Origin of the sequence: Enterococcus camelliae (assembly GCF_042685105.1) — a bacterium.
GTDB lineage: Bacteria > Bacillota > Bacilli > Lactobacillales > Enterococcaceae > Enterococcus_G > Enterococcus_G camelliae.
Genome location: NZ_JBHUMO010000056.1, coordinates 1 through 14,880, shown reverse-complemented (window position 1 = coordinate 14,880; position 14,880 = coordinate 1). Strand labels below are relative to the sequence as shown.

General features: G+C 39.8%; 17 protein-coding genes, 1 rRNA gene and 1 riboswitch. Of the genes, 6 read left to right on the top strand and 12 right to left on the bottom strand.

The features are described 5' to 3' along the window. Window positions 1-70: 70 nt before the first annotated feature. Both ACFSR0_RS09055 and ACFSR0_RS09050 read right to left on the bottom strand, forming a co-directional pair. Window positions 71-1,294, bottom strand: a complete 1,224-nt coding sequence (locus tag ACFSR0_RS09055) for an ABC transporter permease (protein WP_379982049.1) — start codon at window positions 1,292-1,294, stop codon at window positions 71-73. Next, complete coding sequence (locus ACFSR0_RS09050) at window positions 1,291-2,025, bottom strand: ABC transporter ATP-binding protein (protein WP_379982047.1); 735 nt, start codon at window positions 2,023-2,025, stop codon at window positions 1,291-1,293. Before ACFSR0_RS09050 ends, ACFSR0_RS09055 begins: the two co-directional genes overlap by 4 nt. Before the next feature lie 183 nt (window positions 2,026-2,208). Between ACFSR0_RS09050 and def the strand changes: the two genes are divergently transcribed. Together def and ACFSR0_RS09040 are read left to right on the top strand one after the other, a co-directional pair. Further along, complete coding sequence (def, locus tag ACFSR0_RS09045; RefSeq protein ID WP_379982045.1) at window positions 2,209-2,772, top strand: peptide deformylase; 564 nt, start codon at window positions 2,209-2,211, stop codon at window positions 2,770-2,772. Window positions 2,773-2,866: 94 nt separating this feature from the next. Continuing rightward, the gene (locus ACFSR0_RS09040; protein WP_379982043.1) at window positions 2,867-3,832 is read left to right on the top strand and encodes a dipeptidase; all 966 of its coding nucleotides are present in this window, start codon (window positions 2,867-2,869) and stop codon (window positions 3,830-3,832) included. 157 nt (window positions 3,833-3,989) lie between these two features. On the opposite strand, the gene ACFSR0_RS09035 is transcribed toward ACFSR0_RS09040, so the two are convergent. The 3 genes from ACFSR0_RS09035 to ACFSR0_RS09025 are packed head-to-tail and all read right to left on the bottom strand — an operon-like array spanning window position 3,990 to window position 6,060. Further along, the gene (locus ACFSR0_RS09035) at window positions 3,990-4,502 is read right to left on the bottom strand and encodes a transcription repressor NadR (RefSeq protein WP_379982041.1); all 513 of its coding nucleotides are present in this window, start codon (window positions 4,500-4,502) and stop codon (window positions 3,990-3,992) included. Continuing rightward, window positions 4,502-5,341, bottom strand: coding sequence for a chorismate mutase (locus ACFSR0_RS09030; protein WP_379982039.1), 840 nt, complete (start codon window positions 5,339-5,341; stop codon window positions 4,502-4,504). The genes ACFSR0_RS09035 and ACFSR0_RS09030 overlap by 1 nt, the downstream gene beginning before the upstream one ends. Further along, window positions 5,338-6,060, bottom strand: a complete 723-nt coding sequence (locus ACFSR0_RS09025; protein ID WP_379982037.1) for an NAD-dependent protein deacylase — start codon at window positions 6,058-6,060, stop codon at window positions 5,338-5,340. The genes ACFSR0_RS09030 and ACFSR0_RS09025 overlap by 4 nt, the downstream gene beginning before the upstream one ends. 354 nt (window positions 6,061-6,414) lie before the next feature. Between ACFSR0_RS09025 and ACFSR0_RS09020 the strand changes: the two genes are divergently transcribed. The 4 genes from ACFSR0_RS09020 (at window position 6,415) to brnQ (ending at window position 10,985) form a co-directional block, all read left to right on the top strand. Continuing rightward, the gene (locus ACFSR0_RS09020; RefSeq protein WP_379982035.1) at window positions 6,415-6,714 is read left to right on the top strand and encodes a hypothetical protein; all 300 of its coding nucleotides are present in this window, start codon (window positions 6,415-6,417) and stop codon (window positions 6,712-6,714) included. Window positions 6,715-6,828: 114 nt separating this feature from the next. Next, window positions 6,829-7,002: riboswitch (Lysine riboswitch) on the top strand. Between the two features lie 109 nt (window positions 7,003-7,111). Beyond that, window positions 7,112-8,695, top strand: coding sequence for an ABC transporter substrate-binding protein/permease (locus ACFSR0_RS09015; RefSeq protein ID WP_379982033.1), 1,584 nt, complete (start codon window positions 7,112-7,114; stop codon window positions 8,693-8,695). A 12-nt stretch (window positions 8,696-8,707) separates the two neighbouring features. Further along, window positions 8,708-9,448, top strand: coding sequence for an amino acid ABC transporter ATP-binding protein (locus ACFSR0_RS09010; RefSeq protein WP_379982031.1), 741 nt, complete (start codon window positions 8,708-8,710; stop codon window positions 9,446-9,448). A 187-nt stretch (window positions 9,449-9,635) separates the two neighbouring features. Further along, on the top strand, window positions 9,636-10,985 hold the full coding sequence (gene brnQ, locus ACFSR0_RS09005; RefSeq protein WP_379982029.1) for a branched-chain amino acid transport system II carrier protein: 1,350 nt from the start codon (window positions 9,636-9,638) through the stop codon (window positions 10,983-10,985). A gap of 107 nt (window positions 10,986-11,092) precedes the next feature. Here the strand turns inward: brnQ and ACFSR0_RS09000 are convergent, their stop codons facing one another. From ACFSR0_RS09000 to rrf, 7 genes are all read right to left on the bottom strand, one after another. After that, entirely contained in the window at window positions 11,093-11,467 is a 375-nt protein-coding gene (locus ACFSR0_RS09000; RefSeq protein WP_379982027.1) for a hypothetical protein, read from the bottom strand. Between the two features lie 22 nt (window positions 11,468-11,489). Further along, window positions 11,490-11,948: a low molecular weight protein-tyrosine-phosphatase gene (locus ACFSR0_RS08995; protein WP_379982022.1), complete on the bottom strand. Its 459-nt coding sequence runs from the start codon at window positions 11,946-11,948 to the stop codon at window positions 11,490-11,492. Between the two features lies 1 nt (window position 11,949). Beyond that, window positions 11,950-12,516, bottom strand: a complete 567-nt coding sequence (locus ACFSR0_RS08990) for a TetR/AcrR family transcriptional regulator (protein WP_379982020.1) — start codon at window positions 12,514-12,516, stop codon at window positions 11,950-11,952. A gap of 20 nt (window positions 12,517-12,536) precedes the next feature. Further along, window positions 12,537-13,535 carry a Holliday junction branch migration DNA helicase RuvB gene (gene ruvB, locus ACFSR0_RS08985; RefSeq protein ID WP_379982018.1) on the bottom strand — a complete coding sequence of 333 codons (999 nt, stop codon included), beginning with the start codon at window positions 13,533-13,535 and terminating at the stop codon, window positions 12,537-12,539. A 12-nt stretch (window positions 13,536-13,547) separates the two neighbouring features. Further along, window positions 13,548-14,150 (bottom strand): Holliday junction branch migration protein RuvA, encoded by a 603-nt coding sequence (gene ruvA, locus ACFSR0_RS08980; protein ID WP_379982016.1) that lies wholly within the window; start codon window positions 14,148-14,150, stop codon window positions 13,548-13,550. An 86-nt stretch (window positions 14,151-14,236) separates the two neighbouring features. Continuing rightward, the gene (msrB, locus tag ACFSR0_RS08975; protein WP_379982014.1) at window positions 14,237-14,665 is read right to left on the bottom strand and encodes a peptide-methionine (R)-S-oxide reductase MsrB; all 429 of its coding nucleotides are present in this window, start codon (window positions 14,663-14,665) and stop codon (window positions 14,237-14,239) included. A 122-nt stretch (window positions 14,666-14,787) separates the two neighbouring features. Beyond that, window positions 14,788-14,880 (bottom strand): 5S ribosomal RNA (gene rrf / locus ACFSR0_RS08970); the annotation flags it as partial.

Genomic DNA, 14,880 nt, shown 5'->3' with positions numbered 1-14,880 from the left:
CACAGTACTTATTATTCTAGTCGCCTATTTTCGTAACGTCAAGCACATATACGTTCGTATACCTAAACTTTTATTGAATTGGCTGCAATCGTTTCGTGAGCCGCATCGGTAAGTAAAGATAACAGAAAAAGCCATCAAAAGAAAGCATTCCTAACCAAATACCCATTCTTGACAAACCAGTCAGTTCATTGAAGCCACCAATAATTCCGAGAATGAACGTAGCCACCAACAATGTAGCCCCAACGACCTTTTGAAAGGATTGAAGTTGTGTTTTTCTGGTAATAGGATACATTTGCGCCAATGACAGGTATTGAAATTGTTGTGCCAATGGGAATAGTTGAAACCCAATTAAGTACAACCAAACTATACTAACAAGCAAAATCAGCCACCACTCATCGACAAACCATAAACTGAGGCCTCCTAAAAAGAGGAGACGAATAACCAACCCACTGTATTCTGTTCCTCGAATCAATCGACGTAGGTACAAGTAAGTATACGTATGCTTTTGATCTCGAGGAATCCATCGTAACAATGGATCCGCATATTTCCTTCGCTTGACGGTAGCAGTGATTTGTGGCACATCTGTAAACAAATTAATAAACCGATACATGCGATACAATCGTTTTTGCTCGGTGGCAATGAGGGTTTCCCAATCAAGTGGCGCATTCAGCCTTACCCAGGTTCGTTGCACAATAAACAAGAAAAAAAGGACTGCCAGTAAAACACCCACGAAGGGCGTCACAAAAATAGCCGTTAACCAAGCCAAAAAATTAAATAGCCAAAACGCAATGGCTAGTGTCTTGTGCAATTGGTTGGTTCCCTGAAAAAAAAGAAGTTGCTGCAAATACAATTGACTCCCTTTTAACAACCCAAAAAGAAGCAAAAAGAGGAAAAACAACCAAAACGATTTTTGAGTTACTACGACATATAATGGCATACCTGCCCCAATAATCAAAACGGCCACTCCCATAGGCAAATAATAGGAATAGCGTCTTGCACTCGTTAAATAGGAACGCATTTGGGCTTCTTTGGGCAACAAAAACACTTGATCTGCTGGCTGAGTCAGCGAGGCAAAGCATCCCATCGTAACAGCAAGCCCCCATACAATGACCAGCAACCATTTGCCATAAATAAACGAAGCATCAATTGACTTTAGCCAATTGGAATAGGATAAGCCGGCCGCCCCCAGTAAAAAGGTCATTAATAAGGCAAAATGATCATTGAACACATACTTTAAATACCGTTGAATCCTTTTTTGATGGGCATGCATTCTGGTCTGAAAAAAAGCGTTCATTCCTCTTCCTCCTTTGTGAGAGTCAAGTAAATTTCATCTAAAGAAGCATGAGGCATATCAAACGCCTGTTGCAATTCATGAAGGGAACCTTGCGCCCGAATTTGACCATTATGTAACAAAACAAAGCGATCACAATATTTTTCGGCGGTGGCCAATACATGGGTGGACATCAGTATCCCCGCGCCTGTCTGTTTCATTTCATTCATTAATTCCAATAAGGCATGAATAGCTAGAGGATCCAATCCCAAAAATGGCTCATCAATAATATACAAACTAGGTTCAACTAAAAAAGCGCATAAAATCATGACCTTTTGCTTCATCCCTTTTGAAAAATTGGCTGGAAACCAATCCAACCGCTTTTCTAACCGAAAAGTGGTCAACAGTTTTTCTGCCCGTTTAAAGGCGATATCTTGAGGAATATCATAGGCCATTGCCGTGATTTCAATGTGTTCGCGCAACGTCAACTCTTCATATAAAACCGGTGTTTCTGGGATAAAGCCAATTTTTTTTCGATAGGCTTCCGCATCTCTGCTGAGACTCAAGCCATCGATTGCAATCGTCCCACTCATCGGTTGCAAAAGACCAATGATTTCTTTAATAGTGGTACTTTTCCCCGCGCCATTCAACCCAATCAATCCCACTAATTCACTATTTCTTACTTCAAATGAAACATCTTTTAAAACAGGTAATTGGCCATAACCACCTGTTAGCTTTTTAATTGTTAATGTCATGTACGAATCCTCCACTTTACTCTTACCGTTATTATACCATTTAAGAGCATTTGCGCCTATGCACCACTTTTGACTACTTATTTTTTGGCTCTTCTAGGTACACAATCGTATCTCAGCGCGACAATTTTTAATGATTTGTGGTACACTATAGAGTGGAAAATCAAGAAAGGAGCGGATTTTTCTATGATAACAATGGATACAATTATTCGTGAAGGCCATCCAACTCTCCGGGAAACAGCAAAAGAACTCACTTTTCCTCTCTCTGATCAAGAAAAACAATTAGGGAAAGACATGTTTGAATTTCTAGTGAATAGCCAAGATCCCATCAAAGCAGAAGAATTGCAATTACGCGGTGGTGTTGGACTCGCTGCACCGCAAGTCAATGTTTCTAAACGAATGATTGCCGTGCTCGTGCCAAGTTCTGATGATGAAAAAGAAGAGCCAGAATTTGCTGGCGTATTATACAACCCTAAAATTGTTAGCCACTCCGTCCAAGATGCTTGTTTAGGTGAAGGTGAAGGATGTTTGTCAGTGGATCGAGAAGTTCCTGGCTATGTGGTTCGTCATGCACGTATTACGATCGTCTATCAGGATGAAGCGGGGGTAACTCATAAAGTACGGTTGAAAAACTACCCTGCAATCGTTGTTCAGCATGAGATAGATCATCTCAACGGGGTATTGTTTTATGATCATATCAATCCAGACAGTCCATTTGCTTTAAAAGAGGGCGTCTTAATACTCGATTAAACAAGACCATCTCATTTTTCTTTTTTACCTTGCAAAAAAGGCATGTCAATGCAATTTGCAAGGTTTTTTTATTGAATGAAAGGGAGTGATGCTGATGTTTTTTGACATGCATTGCGATACGCTATTAAAAATTTATGAACAGCCAGGTACTCATTTACGGGAAAATTCTTTTCAAATTGATTTGCGTCGCATGAAAGAGAGTCTGATTGATTTTCAAAATTTTGCAATTTTTATTGAACTAGAGACGGTTGCGGATCCCTACGTTCGCTACCAAGAAATACTGGCTATTTATCAAAAAGAAATGAGTGCAAACCGTGATTTGATTCGACCCGTTTTAACCTATACTGATTATGTAGAAAATCAAAAAAACCAGCTCCTCAGTGGCATGTTGACCATGGAAGAAGGAGCCCCGCTTGCTGGACGAATCGATCGCTTAGAACAGTGCTACCAAGATGGTGTTCGAATGATGACATTGACATGGAATATGGAAAATGAGTTGGGCTTCCCCAATGCTTGTTACGTCGATGCCTCCACTCAAAAATTTTTGCCAATCGCTCAGCAAGGATTAAAACCCGCGGGCAGGGAAATAGTGACACGAATGGCTGAGCTAGGAATGATTATTGATGTCTCCCACGGTTCTGATCAACTTGTCAGCGATGTTCTGGACACAACCGACGTACCTTTTGTAGCAAGCCATTCAAATTGCCGAGCCTTGTGTCAACATAGTCGCAATTTACCTGATTCCCTTATTCGCTCCATCGCAGAACGAGGCGGCGTTATTGGTCTCAATTATTTTGCCGAATTTATTCAATTTGATGCTTCGCTTTCTTTACCTATGCAATTAGCCAAGCATGCTGCTCATCTAAAAAATGTTGGAGGAATTGGTTGTATTGGGTTAGGTTCGGACTTTGATGGCATTCGCCCGAGCAAAGAACTCCCTGACATTCTAGCTGTTGAAAGAATCGTTGCCGCTCTGCAAAAAGTCGGTTTTACTTCTCGAGAAATCGACGCCATTGGCTATCAAAATGTTGCCCGACTTTATCAAGAAATTTTAGCTTAAAAGAAGAAATAAAAATAAGCCATGCAATAAAAGAATTTTGACTGGAGCTCCGAAAAATTGGCTATTAGAACCAATTGGGAGCTCCTGTTCTTCTATTGTCTGGCATATTTTTAACTATAAATGGCGATTAGGACACTTTGCTTTTCGATGAATTTTTTTATTCTTCAAATAACATTTTTTTCGCACGTAAGGCTTGTTTTATTTGTGAGACTGTTTCCAGGGAATCACAGCGAATGGTATGAAGGTGTACCCCATTCGTTAAATTGGAAAGTAGCTTTTCGTTCGTTGCCGTGTACTTATGCATAAATTCTTCAATGTCGTCCATCGTTTGAATACCTAAACTTCCACGCAACTCCCCGTAAAGCAAATGATCGACTATGACATCAATGACCTCCCCACCAAGTGAAACAATGGTTTGTAATTCTTCTTTGACTTGGTCGGAACGATGGCATACAGCGATTTTGACCACTACTCCTTGACTCTCCTCTTCAAGTATATACCCTCGAGCTGTAGCTAAAATAGCTTCGCCACCCGCCCGTAATAATGCGATGTCGCCAACAATAATTTGCCGACTCACTTGAAATTGCTTCGCTAAACGACTAGCACTAATCGGCTGCTCACCGCACTGCAATGCTTGCAGGATCTCCCTACGTCGAGTTTCTCCATCCATCACTTCTCCTCCAGTTGTTGGGTTTGAAAGGTACGCGAATGCTTCATCAGATCACGAAATGTCGCCAAAATGGCCTCTTCAAACGAGGGCTCTTTGATGGTTTTTCGCACGGTTTCCAGTACCTCTAATTCACGATTTGAATCCAAAACAGCCAACTTTTTGAGCCGTTTTTCCTCTGATATAGCCGCAACAACCGTCATTCGTTCTTCTAATAACTTTACTAACTGTTGATCAATTGCATCAATCTGATTCCTTCGCTTTGCAAGTGTCTCTTTTTCTTCTATATTGACTGCTAATTCTTGGATAACGCTTGCCGGATTACCAGCAAGTACCACATTGGCCGGAAATGATTTGGTCACTACACTTCCTGCGCCGACAACCACATTATCCCCCAAAGTCACTCCAGGTAAAATAATGGCGCCGCCGCCTAACCAAACATTGTCTCCAATGGTAATGGGCTGCCCCATTTCCAGACCACTATTTCGTTTGACTGGATGCAAAGGATGGGTAGCTGTATATAGCTGTACATTGGGTGCTACCATACAATTGTCCCCAAATGTAATTGGGCAAACATCCAATAAGGTCACATCAAAATTAGCATAAAAGTTTTTTCCCACTGAGATATTATAACCGTAGTCAAAGCGTACATTGGGTTCCATATAAATTCGATTTGCCACAGAACCAAATGTTTCCTTTAACAATTGCTCGCGAATAGCATTGTCCTTTTCTTGATTAATTAGTGCCATTTGTTCTCTAGCAAATGCTCGCTCAACTTCTAATTCTGGATCAGCTGAAAAATACAATTCCCCAGCAATCATTTTCTCTTTTTCACTTTTCATTTCTTTGCCTCCTCATAGTTCTGATGGAGCGCTTGAAAGAAATCCAAAGCATTTCCAATCAGTTGTTCATTTTCAACAGTTAGTTGAATCGGGGTTTGATTGATCACAACCACATTGGCTATTTTTTTCTTGTAATAAATTAAATCACAAAATGGATGAACTTGGAAGGTAGTCCCAACAATCACTAACACATCGGCCGCTTCAACAGCAGCGATGGCTTGCCGAATGGTATCCTCTGTAAAGCCTTCTTCGTATAGGACAATGTTTGGTCGCAGTCTTCCTCCACAATGATGGTGAATATCTGATTGGAGATACTCTGTATAGGGCACCTCTTTCCCACATGTCATACAGTGAATATGATAAAGCGAACCATGAAAATTGATAACTTGTGTAGAGCCAGCTTTTTCATGAAGCCCATCAATATTTTGTGAAACAACCCACAAATTATGGCTTTTTTCCAATTCATGCATGGTTTGATGAATAGTATTGGGTAACGCTTCCGGATGATAGAGATGCTTGACAAACGAATAAAATTTCTCGGGCTCACGCTGCAAACACGTTGCACTCAATAAATACTCTGGTTGATCTAGCCCTTGATACACACCATGTAATGAGCGATAGTCCGGTATTCCAGACGATGTGGAGACACCCGCACCCGTTAAAAACGTCAGTGATTTTGCATTCATTATGCTTTTCATTATTTCTGCTTCTTTTGTCATACTTCTCACCTCGTAATCATTATACGTGGAGAATGACTATTTGTTAACCACCTAAGCTAAATGAAACATTCGGTTCTCTCGTATTCGCAGCGATAAACGAAAAAGAAAGCTTCACAAGGCGTCGCAGTTGCCTGAGTGTTGCCCAATTGTGAACATGTAAAAAAAAACGATTCTTAAAAATTAGAAACAATCCGTGACGCCATTTCATCACTAGTTGTGTGTAGGTTGTGCATCTTTTTTCCACCGACCTGATATACTTCACTAAAAAATTTTTTTGATGGACCTCTCAATGCCCTCATGACATTCTTCACAAAAAGTGATACACTGGAGATGATAAAAGTGAGGTGAAAATAGATGTTAGCTGAAATTTTTTACTGGGGTTTGATTTTTATTAACATTGCTTGGATTGCTTTAAGCCTTTATTTTTCAATCTTTTATTTTGTTCGTAAAGAAAATGGTAATTTATGGGCGTTTGGTTTCTTTAACGTTCTTTCTTTGATTGTCTTAGCACTTTTGATTGTTGTCTACCATACATGGGGTTGGGGAATTACGCAATATTCTAACTTTGTTTATTTATTGATGGCAATTTTAGCTGTGATGACCGTCTGCCAAGCCTTTCTTGGCAGAGAACCAAAACCACAAACTGCAAAATAACCATTCGCTAAACACAGGGGTTTCATTCGATTGAAATCCCTGTTTTTTATTGACAAATCTCCACTTTTCTACTATCCTAGCCTAGAACATTAATTTCATACGAGATACCTTCAACATCGAGGTAGAGGTCGCGAGGTTCATTAATCCTGTCGAGTGGAGCAACACTATGAAACAGGCCTAGGGAACATCGCCGAAATCATACTTTTTTTGCTTAAAAAGCATGATTGGGTCGTAAGTAAATAACTTACGAACTGTCTTAGCAATTGGCTAAGGTGCGCTATGTTTTGTGAGAGGTTTGTAAATATTTTTTTACAGGCGTTTTCCAATCATGGAGTACGGCTGTTTTTTGTTGTCCTCATATCTTTTTAACATCTCGTAAAAAGAAAGGAAGAAAAAAATGAAAAAGTTTGGTTTATGCTCATCACTTTTCTTGGGACTTTTACTATTCTTTACCGCCATTGTACCGACGACATACGCAGATGAAAAAACCCCTGCGGATCAATTTCGTGTAGGGATGGAGGCTGCCTACGCTCCGTTCAACTGGACTCAAACAACCCCTGGGAAACATACCGTTGAATTATCTAGTCAAAAATATGTGGGGGGATATGATGTCCAAATCGCTCAAAAAATTGCCGATCACTTAGGAAAAAAATTGGTGGTCGTACCTACGCAATGGGATGGACTTGTACCCGCATTGCAATCTGGCAAAATTGATGCCATCGTTGCTGGGATGTCCCCCACAGCCGAACGCCGAAAAGAAATTGATTTCACTGATCCCTATTATGAATCACAATTGGTCGTGGTTGTCCAAAAAAATGGAAAATACGCTGATGCAAAAAGTATTCAAGATTTAAAAGGAGCCAAAATCACAGCCCAACTGAATACTTTCCACTATTCTGTCATTGATCAAATTCCAGATGTTGACAAACAACAAGCTCAAAAAGATTTCTCGGCGATGAGAGTTGCCTTGGCTTCAGGAGTTATTGATGGGTATGTCAGTGAACGACCGGAAGGAGTCACTGCAACCAATGTCAATAAATCCTTTAAAATGCTTGAATTTTCGAAAGCAAACGGCTTCCAAACAAACCCGGAAGATGTTCAAGTAGCAGTAGGGATGCGCAAAGGTGACGAAGATGTTCAGAAAGTAAATGACTTACTAGCCACTATTTCATCCAGCGAACGCACCAAATTAATGGATCAAGCAATTAAAGAGCAACCAACTGCAACAGACGATCAAGATAGTGGTATCTTGACAACCTTTAAACAAATTCTCCAACAATATTGGAAATTATTCTTAAGTGGCGCTGCTTTAACGCTATTTGTCGCAATCTTTTCGACCATCGCCGGAACGATGATTGGACTTCTGGTTGGTGTTTTCCGGACCTTGCCGACTTCAGAAAATCCAGTTTCTCGCTTCTTCCAAAAACTGTTTAATGGTTTATTGACCGTTTATATTGAAGTCTTTCGTGGAACCCCAATGATGGTGCAAGCCATGGTTATTTTTTACGGTCTAGCATTGGCTTTTCATATTGATCTAAATCGAACGATTGCGGCCTTACTCATTGTTTCCATCAATACTGGGGCATACATGTCTGAAATTGTCCGTGGTGGTATCTTCGCAGTCGATCAAGGTCAATTTGAAGCAGCACAAGCAATTGGAATGAACCATCGACAAACAATGACAAAAGTTGTCTTGCCACAAGTCTTGCGAAACATTCTGCCCGCAATTGGAAATGAAACAGTCATTAATATCAAAGACACAGCCGTTTTGAGTGTCATCAGTGTCACCGATCTATTCTTTGCCGGCTCCGTCGCATCTGGTACCAATTTACAGTTCTTCCCTACCTTCACAATTATTGGTATTATCTATCTGATTATGACGTTAAGTGCCACAAAATTATTGCGTTTGATGGAAAAGAAAATGGACGGACCTACATCCTATGTGAAAATTGACGATGATTTAGATACACAAGAAGAGTAAGGAGAAGGACTTATGACAGCGATTATTGAAATCACACATTTGAAAAAAAACTTTGGTGAAAATGAAGTATTAAAAGATATTAACTTAGCCGTCAACAAAGGTGAAGTGCTAACAATCATTGGTTCTTCTGGTTCTGGAAAATCAACATTACTCAGATGTATAAACCTACTGGAAAAACCCACTAGTGGCACTATCCTTTACAAAGGTGAAAATGTATTAACCAAAAACTATAATTTACCCAATTATCGGACCCATCTTGGTATGGTTTTCCAATCATTCAATCTATTCAATAATATGAACGTTTTAGAAAACTGTGTGAGTGGACAAGTAACTGTTTTGAAACGAAGCAAGGAAGAAGCTAAAAAAATCGCCTTAGAGAATCTTGAAAAAGTAGGCATGGGACGCTATGTGGCGGCCAAGCCCGCTCAATTATCAGGTGGACAAAAACAACGGGTCGCCATCGCCCGCTCGTTATCAATGGATCCAGATGTCATGTTATTTGATGAACCCACATCTGCCCTTGATCCAGAAATGGTCGGTGAAGTCTTGTTGACGATGAAAGCCTTAGCTGAAACGGGCTTAACAATGGTTATCGTTACACACGAAATGGGCTTTGCACGAGACGTCTCTGATCGAGTGATTTTCATGGATAAAGGTGTAATTGCTGAGGAAGGAACTCCAGAAGATATCTTTGTTCATCCAAAAGAACAACGAACCAAAGCCTTTCTTGCACGTGTTCTCGAAAACAAGTAATATTTCAGCAACTTACGAATCAAAAAGAATCGAACATTATCGAGCTCAACAGGACCCGATTTGTTCGATTTTTTTTGGGTATTTTTCTTTCCCATCTGATTATCTTCGATTTCTCTCTTTGTTTTGTTGCACTTCCACAAACATTCTGGTACGTTTACACTAAGAAAAGAAAGGAAATAATGAAAAAATGGAAACAAAATTAACAAAAAAAGATTATTTATTCATTGGCTCTATGCTTTTTGGGATGTTCTTTGGCGCTGGAAACCTCATATTTCCGGTTCACATGGGACAAGAAGCAGGAGCAGCCGTTTTCCAAGCAAATTTAGGTTTTCTAGTTACTGGTATTGGGTTACCTTTTCTCGGCATCATAGCAATTGGTCTTTCTAAAAGCAATGGACTATTTGATTTAGCCCAACGGATTGGCCCACGCTATGCCTATGTTTTTACGATTCTCCTCTACCTTGTTATCGGCCCTTTTTTTGCTTTGCCACGTTTGGCAACGACTTCTTTTGAAATTGGCATCGCCCCATTTTTAACTGAATCACAGCAAACAATCGCATTGGCTCTCTTTAGTATCTTATTTTTCTTTTTTGCGTGGTGGTTTGCACGCAAGCCATCTAAATTAATGACGTATATTGGTAAATTTTTAAACCCAATTTTTCTGATATTACTCGGCAGCTTGTTACTGATTGCCTTTTTAAAACCAATGGGTACCATAAGCACCCTTGAGATTGGTGCAGCTTATCAAAATCATCCCTTCATGACTGGTTTTACACAAGGCTACAATACCCTAGATGCTCTGGCTGCCTTGGCGTTTGGGATTATCGTCGTGACAACCATTCGCCAGCGTGGTGTAACCAATGCTCGATCAATCGCTCTCGATACCATTAAAGCTGGTAGCATTAGTATTTTACTAATGGGTATTATTTATACCTTGCTGTCTTATTTAGGAGCAATGAGTGTCGGAAAATTTCCAATCAGTGCAAATGGTGGGATTGCACTTGCGCAAATTTCCAATTACTACCTTGGTGTCTATGGATCAATCATTTTGGCCTTTATCGTTATCATTGCTTGCTTGAAGACAGCCGTTGGACTCATATCTGCTTTTTCAGAAACCTTTGTCACCTTGTTTCCCCAAAGAAGCTACCGTTTTTTTGCCCTGGTTGTCAGTGTTTTGCCTTGCTTATTCGCCAATGTTGGTTTGACAAAAATTATAGAACTCTCACTTCCTGTATTGATGTTTCTCTATCCTTTGGCCATTACCCTCATTCTATTGGCCATTCTAAGCCCATTATTCAACCATGCTACCCGTGTCTACCAAGCAACAAGTTATTTTACTTTTGTGGCAGCCATTTTTGATGGATTAAATGTGGCTCCTGCTCATTTACAACAAACCTTTCCCATCGCTCAATTATTGTCATTTGCCAAACAGTACTTGCCGTTCTTTTCTGTCGGTTTGGGATGGCTCATTCCTGCAATACTTGGATTTTTCTTTGGATTATTATGGACAGTTATCGAAAAAAAACAACATAGCTGAGCCTCTCTGATGATCCGTAAAAAAACTTAGAATCAACAACACGTCAAACACCCCCTAAAAGTCGGACTACCTTCTGGCTTTTAGGGGGTGTTTGATTCTCATATGACTTAAGAAAGTGTCTCTCGGCGCTTGGAATCTTTTGCTAAAGGAAATTGACTCATTTTTTTTATGGATGTCACATCTACAATGCGCCATTGCGTTGGCCCATTTAGCAATTTAATAATGACTTGCTTCCCATTCGTTCGTTTCTTTAGCACCCATCCAGAGAGCGTTTCGGGATTTTTTGCTTGTTTTGTTTGAATTTGCAAGACCACAAGCACTTTATAGGCTGCAGCCAACTGCAATCGTTCGGAAAAGTCTTTGGCTTGAGCAAATGCGTTTGCTTCATCTGCCTCATCTGTTAAAAAACGATCTACGAAAAGTTTTGATGAATCTGTCAAAAGCTTTTCCATTTTGACTTGAATCGATCGTCCTTTCTCCACTTTTTCCCCTCCTTGTTCGTCCTTATTGATTTTGCTCAATCTTTTTAATCCAATAAGGTATCCCTTCTTCAATCAACTGTTCTGTTTGTGTAAAATTTCCTGTATACCATGGATCCGGAATATCTTCCGTCTCCTTTTGAGGAACAACACTCCTATATAAGTAAATCTTTTTTTGAGCATCTTTTGGTGCTATTGCTCGCAAATCTTTGACGTTTTGGTGATCCATGCCAATAATCCAATCGTACCTTTCAAAATCGCTCGTCGTAATTTGCCTAGAAACCAAATTCTCTGTTGGACAACTCCGAGCTTGTAATATTCTTTTTGTTCCTTCGTGAATAGGATTGCCATGCTCCCAACGGCTTGTAGCAGCTGAATCTACTTGAATGGCACTACCACTTTTTGAGATTGCTTGCCGGAAAAGTGCCTCGGCCATGGGAGAACGACAAATATTTCCTAAACAAACGAATAGCACTCGTTGCATCTTATTCCTCCTCTTGTTGAAACAGTCGATAGGAAAAGAATTCCACATCCTTTGCCAATTGAAAGAGTTGACTGGCAACATCCATTGGTGATTCTCGATAATCAGTCAAAATCCAATTTTCAAGTATGCCACAACAACCATATGAAAAAAACCGACTATAAAATTGAACATCTTTCTTTGATAGTGCTTGTTCTCGATCGACTTGCTGAAACAATTGCGAAAAATGTTCCTTTACAAGATGAAAAAATTCATTGATAAATACATCACGGGCATCATCCATCATGTTGCGGTAAAAATATCGTTTTGCTTTCATTGCTTGAAGCATTTTTAAGGTCTGTTCTTCCCAATTTTCAATATGAACGACCTCAAGACTCAAATATTTTAGTGCATCTTGGTAATATACCCAACGAAGTAATTCTTTTTTGTCGGTGAAATGGTAATAAAACGTTTGGCGATTAATATCAGCTAGTTTGGATACTTCCTGAACACTTACTTTGGAAAAGCCTCGTGATTCACATAAATCAACAAATACGCCACCAATTCGTTCTTTTGTTCGCTTACTTTCCATAACCTACCTCACCTATCATTCTACTCTTTTTCTTGTTGATACCCAAAATGTCGATAGGTCCGTTCTGTTGCTATCCTACCACGAGCTGTGCGTTGAATAAATCCTTTTTGTATCAAAAATGGCTCATACATGTCTTCTACTGTCTCCGTTTCTTCGCCGATATTCACAGCAATCGTTGACAATCCTACTGGTCCGCCATGGTACATCTCAATCATTGTTCGTAAGAGTTTTTGATCAATATAGTCCAATCCTTCATGATCGACTTGCAGGATTGTCAATGCTTGATCGGCTACTTCCTTTGTAATAAACCCATCATATTGCACTTGTGCAAAGTCACGAACACGTTTTAATAAACGATTGGCAATTCGGGGGGTTCCTCTAGAACGCCGAGCAATTTCAATAGCCCCGTCTTCTTGAATCACTGTTGAAAATATTTCCGCTGAACGCTGAACAATTTCCGTCAACTCTGTATCAAGATAATATTCCATATGACTAATAATGCCAAAACGATCCCTCAAAGGTGCCGACAACATTCCAGCTCTCGTTGTGGCTCCAATTAAGGTGAATGGGGGTAAAGGAAAATGAACCGGATGGGCGGTTGGCCCTTGACCCACCATTATATCCACATAAAAATCCTCCATCGCTGAGTACAACATCTCTTCAGCCACTCTTGGCAAACGATGAATTTCATCAATGAATAGAACATCCCCAGGCTCCAATTCATTTAAAAGGGCAATCAAATCTCCAGGCTTTTCGATAGCTGGTCCACTAGTTGTGCGAATATTGACAGCCATTTCATTGGCGATCACCATTGCCATCGTCGTTTTCCCTAGACCAGGAGGACCATATAAAAGCACGTGATCGAGCGATTCTTCGCGTTTTTTGGCAGCTTGAATATAAATAGTCAATTCTTGTTTCACTTTTTCTTGACCAATATACTGTGACAAATACTGTGGTCGCAATGATTTTTCAAAGGTCAAATCTTCATTTGATGGTTCTGGTGAAATCATTCGCTCCATCTGCTCCTCCTTTTACTTCTTCATTAATAATTTTAAGGCCAAACGTAAATACTCATCCGTAGATTGGGCCATATCTTTCTTTAAACTTGTTTCAACCCGTTTGATTTCCTTATCTGAATACCCTAAAGCGGCCAAAGCAGAAAGTGCTTCTGATAACGCAGTTGTTGTTGAATTGAAAAGTGGCATAGCTAGGTTGCCATTTAGCTCACCGGCTAATTCACCTAATTTTCCTTTTAAGTCCAAAATCATCTGTTGAGCTGTTTTTTTCCCAACACCAGGAAATTTGATTAAATAAGAAACATCATTCGATTCAATAGCCGCAATTAATCCCTCATGATCCTCATTGGCCATAATCGCAATCGCGCTCTTGGGTCCTATTCCAGAGACACTAATAAGTCGCAAAAATAATACTTTCTCTTCTAATTTCTCAAAACCATACAAGGTGTGCGCATCTTCGCGTACAATCAAATGAACATAGACTTTTACCACTTGATCTTTTTTCCCTGAAAAACGGTATGGATTTCCCATTACGAGTTGGTAACCAATACCATTTGAATCAATAACAATATACGCTGGTTGAATATCAGCAATCGTACCTTTAATGTATTCGTACATTTTTTCTCCTTATCTGCACATACGTTCCCTTTATTGTAACATAGAAAAAATGAGAAAAAAAGAAAGGAAAGCGGCAAAACAAAAACCTATTTAACGTATTTCTTATACTGACTATATCCTTTCTTATCCATTTCATCCAATGGAATAAACGACAACGCAGCTGAATTAATACAATATCTTAATCCCCCTAACTCTTTTGGACCATCTGTAAAAACGTGTCCTAGATGGGAATTTGCTTCTTGACTCCGCACTTCCACTCTTTGCATACCAAATGAATGATCCGTTTGTTCAAGAATATCAGTTGCTGAAATAGGGCGCGAAAAAGCAGGCCAGCCACAACCAGCATCAAATTTATCCGTTGAGGCAAACAAAGGAGTACCGTCAACAATATCAACATAAATACCCTTTTCATAAAAATGATCATATTCACCACTAAAAGGTTTCTCAGTTGCGCCTTCTTGTGTCACCGCATATTGCATTGGCGTCAGTTTCTTTTTTAATTCTTGTTTTTCCATTTATGACCGCTCCTCTATCTTTGGTAAGACTAGTGTGACTTCTTTCTCAAAAAAAGTCCATTGCTATGCCTCAAAAGAAAAAAAAGCAAGAATGAGTAATCATTCTTGCTTTTTTTTCTTTTGCATGGCGACGTCCTACTCTCACAAAGGGCAACCCTTCACTACAATCGGCGCTAAGAAGCTTAACTTCTGTGTTCGGCATGGGAACAGGTGTG

Bases quoted from the DNA above. Each gene is read 5' to 3' on its own strand.
- ACFSR0_RS09015 (WP_379982033.1), top strand. From the start codon at position 7,112: ATGAAAAAGTTTGGTTTATGCTCATCACTTTTCTTGGGACTTTTACTA.
- ruvA (WP_379982016.1), bottom strand. From the start codon at position 14,150: ATGTACGAATACATTAAAGGTACGATTGCTGATATTCAACCAGCGTAT.
- ACFSR0_RS09025 (WP_379982037.1), bottom strand. From the start codon at position 6,060: ATGACAAAAGAAGCAGAAATAATGAAAAGCATAATGAATGCAAAATCA.
- ACFSR0_RS09010 (WP_379982031.1), top strand. From the start codon at position 8,708: ATGACAGCGATTATTGAAATCACACATTTGAAAAAAAACTTTGGTGAA.
- ACFSR0_RS09050 (WP_379982047.1), bottom strand. From the start codon at position 2,025: ATGACATTAACAATTAAAAAGCTAACAGGTGGTTATGGCCAATTACCT.
- ACFSR0_RS09035 (WP_379982041.1), bottom strand. From the start codon at position 4,502: ATGGATGGAGAAACTCGACGTAGGGAGATCCTGCAAGCATTGCAGTGC.
- ruvB (WP_379982018.1), bottom strand. From the start codon at position 13,535: ATGGAGCGAATGATTTCACCAGAACCATCAAATGAAGATTTGACCTTT.
- def (WP_379982045.1), top strand. From the start codon at position 2,209: ATGATAACAATGGATACAATTATTCGTGAAGGCCATCCAACTCTCCGG.
- ACFSR0_RS09030 (WP_379982039.1), bottom strand. From the start codon at position 5,341: ATGAAAAGTGAAAAAGAGAAAATGATTGCTGGGGAATTGTATTTTTCA.
- msrB (WP_379982014.1), bottom strand. From the start codon at position 14,665: ATGGAAAAACAAGAATTAAAAAAGAAACTGACGCCAATGCAATATGCG.
- ACFSR0_RS09040 (WP_379982043.1), top strand. From the start codon at position 2,867: ATGTTTTTTGACATGCATTGCGATACGCTATTAAAAATTTATGAACAG.
- ACFSR0_RS08995 (WP_379982022.1), bottom strand. From the start codon at position 11,948: ATGCAACGAGTGCTATTCGTTTGTTTAGGAAATATTTGTCGTTCTCCC.
- ACFSR0_RS09055 (WP_379982049.1), bottom strand. From the start codon at position 1,294: ATGAACGCTTTTTTTCAGACCAGAATGCATGCCCATCAAAAAAGGATT.
- ACFSR0_RS08990 (WP_379982020.1), bottom strand. From the start codon at position 12,516: ATGGAAAGTAAGCGAACAAAAGAACGAATTGGTGGCGTATTTGTTGAT.
- ACFSR0_RS09020 (WP_379982035.1), top strand. From the start codon at position 6,415: ATGTTAGCTGAAATTTTTTACTGGGGTTTGATTTTTATTAACATTGCT.
- brnQ (WP_379982029.1), top strand. From the start codon at position 9,636: ATGGAAACAAAATTAACAAAAAAAGATTATTTATTCATTGGCTCTATG.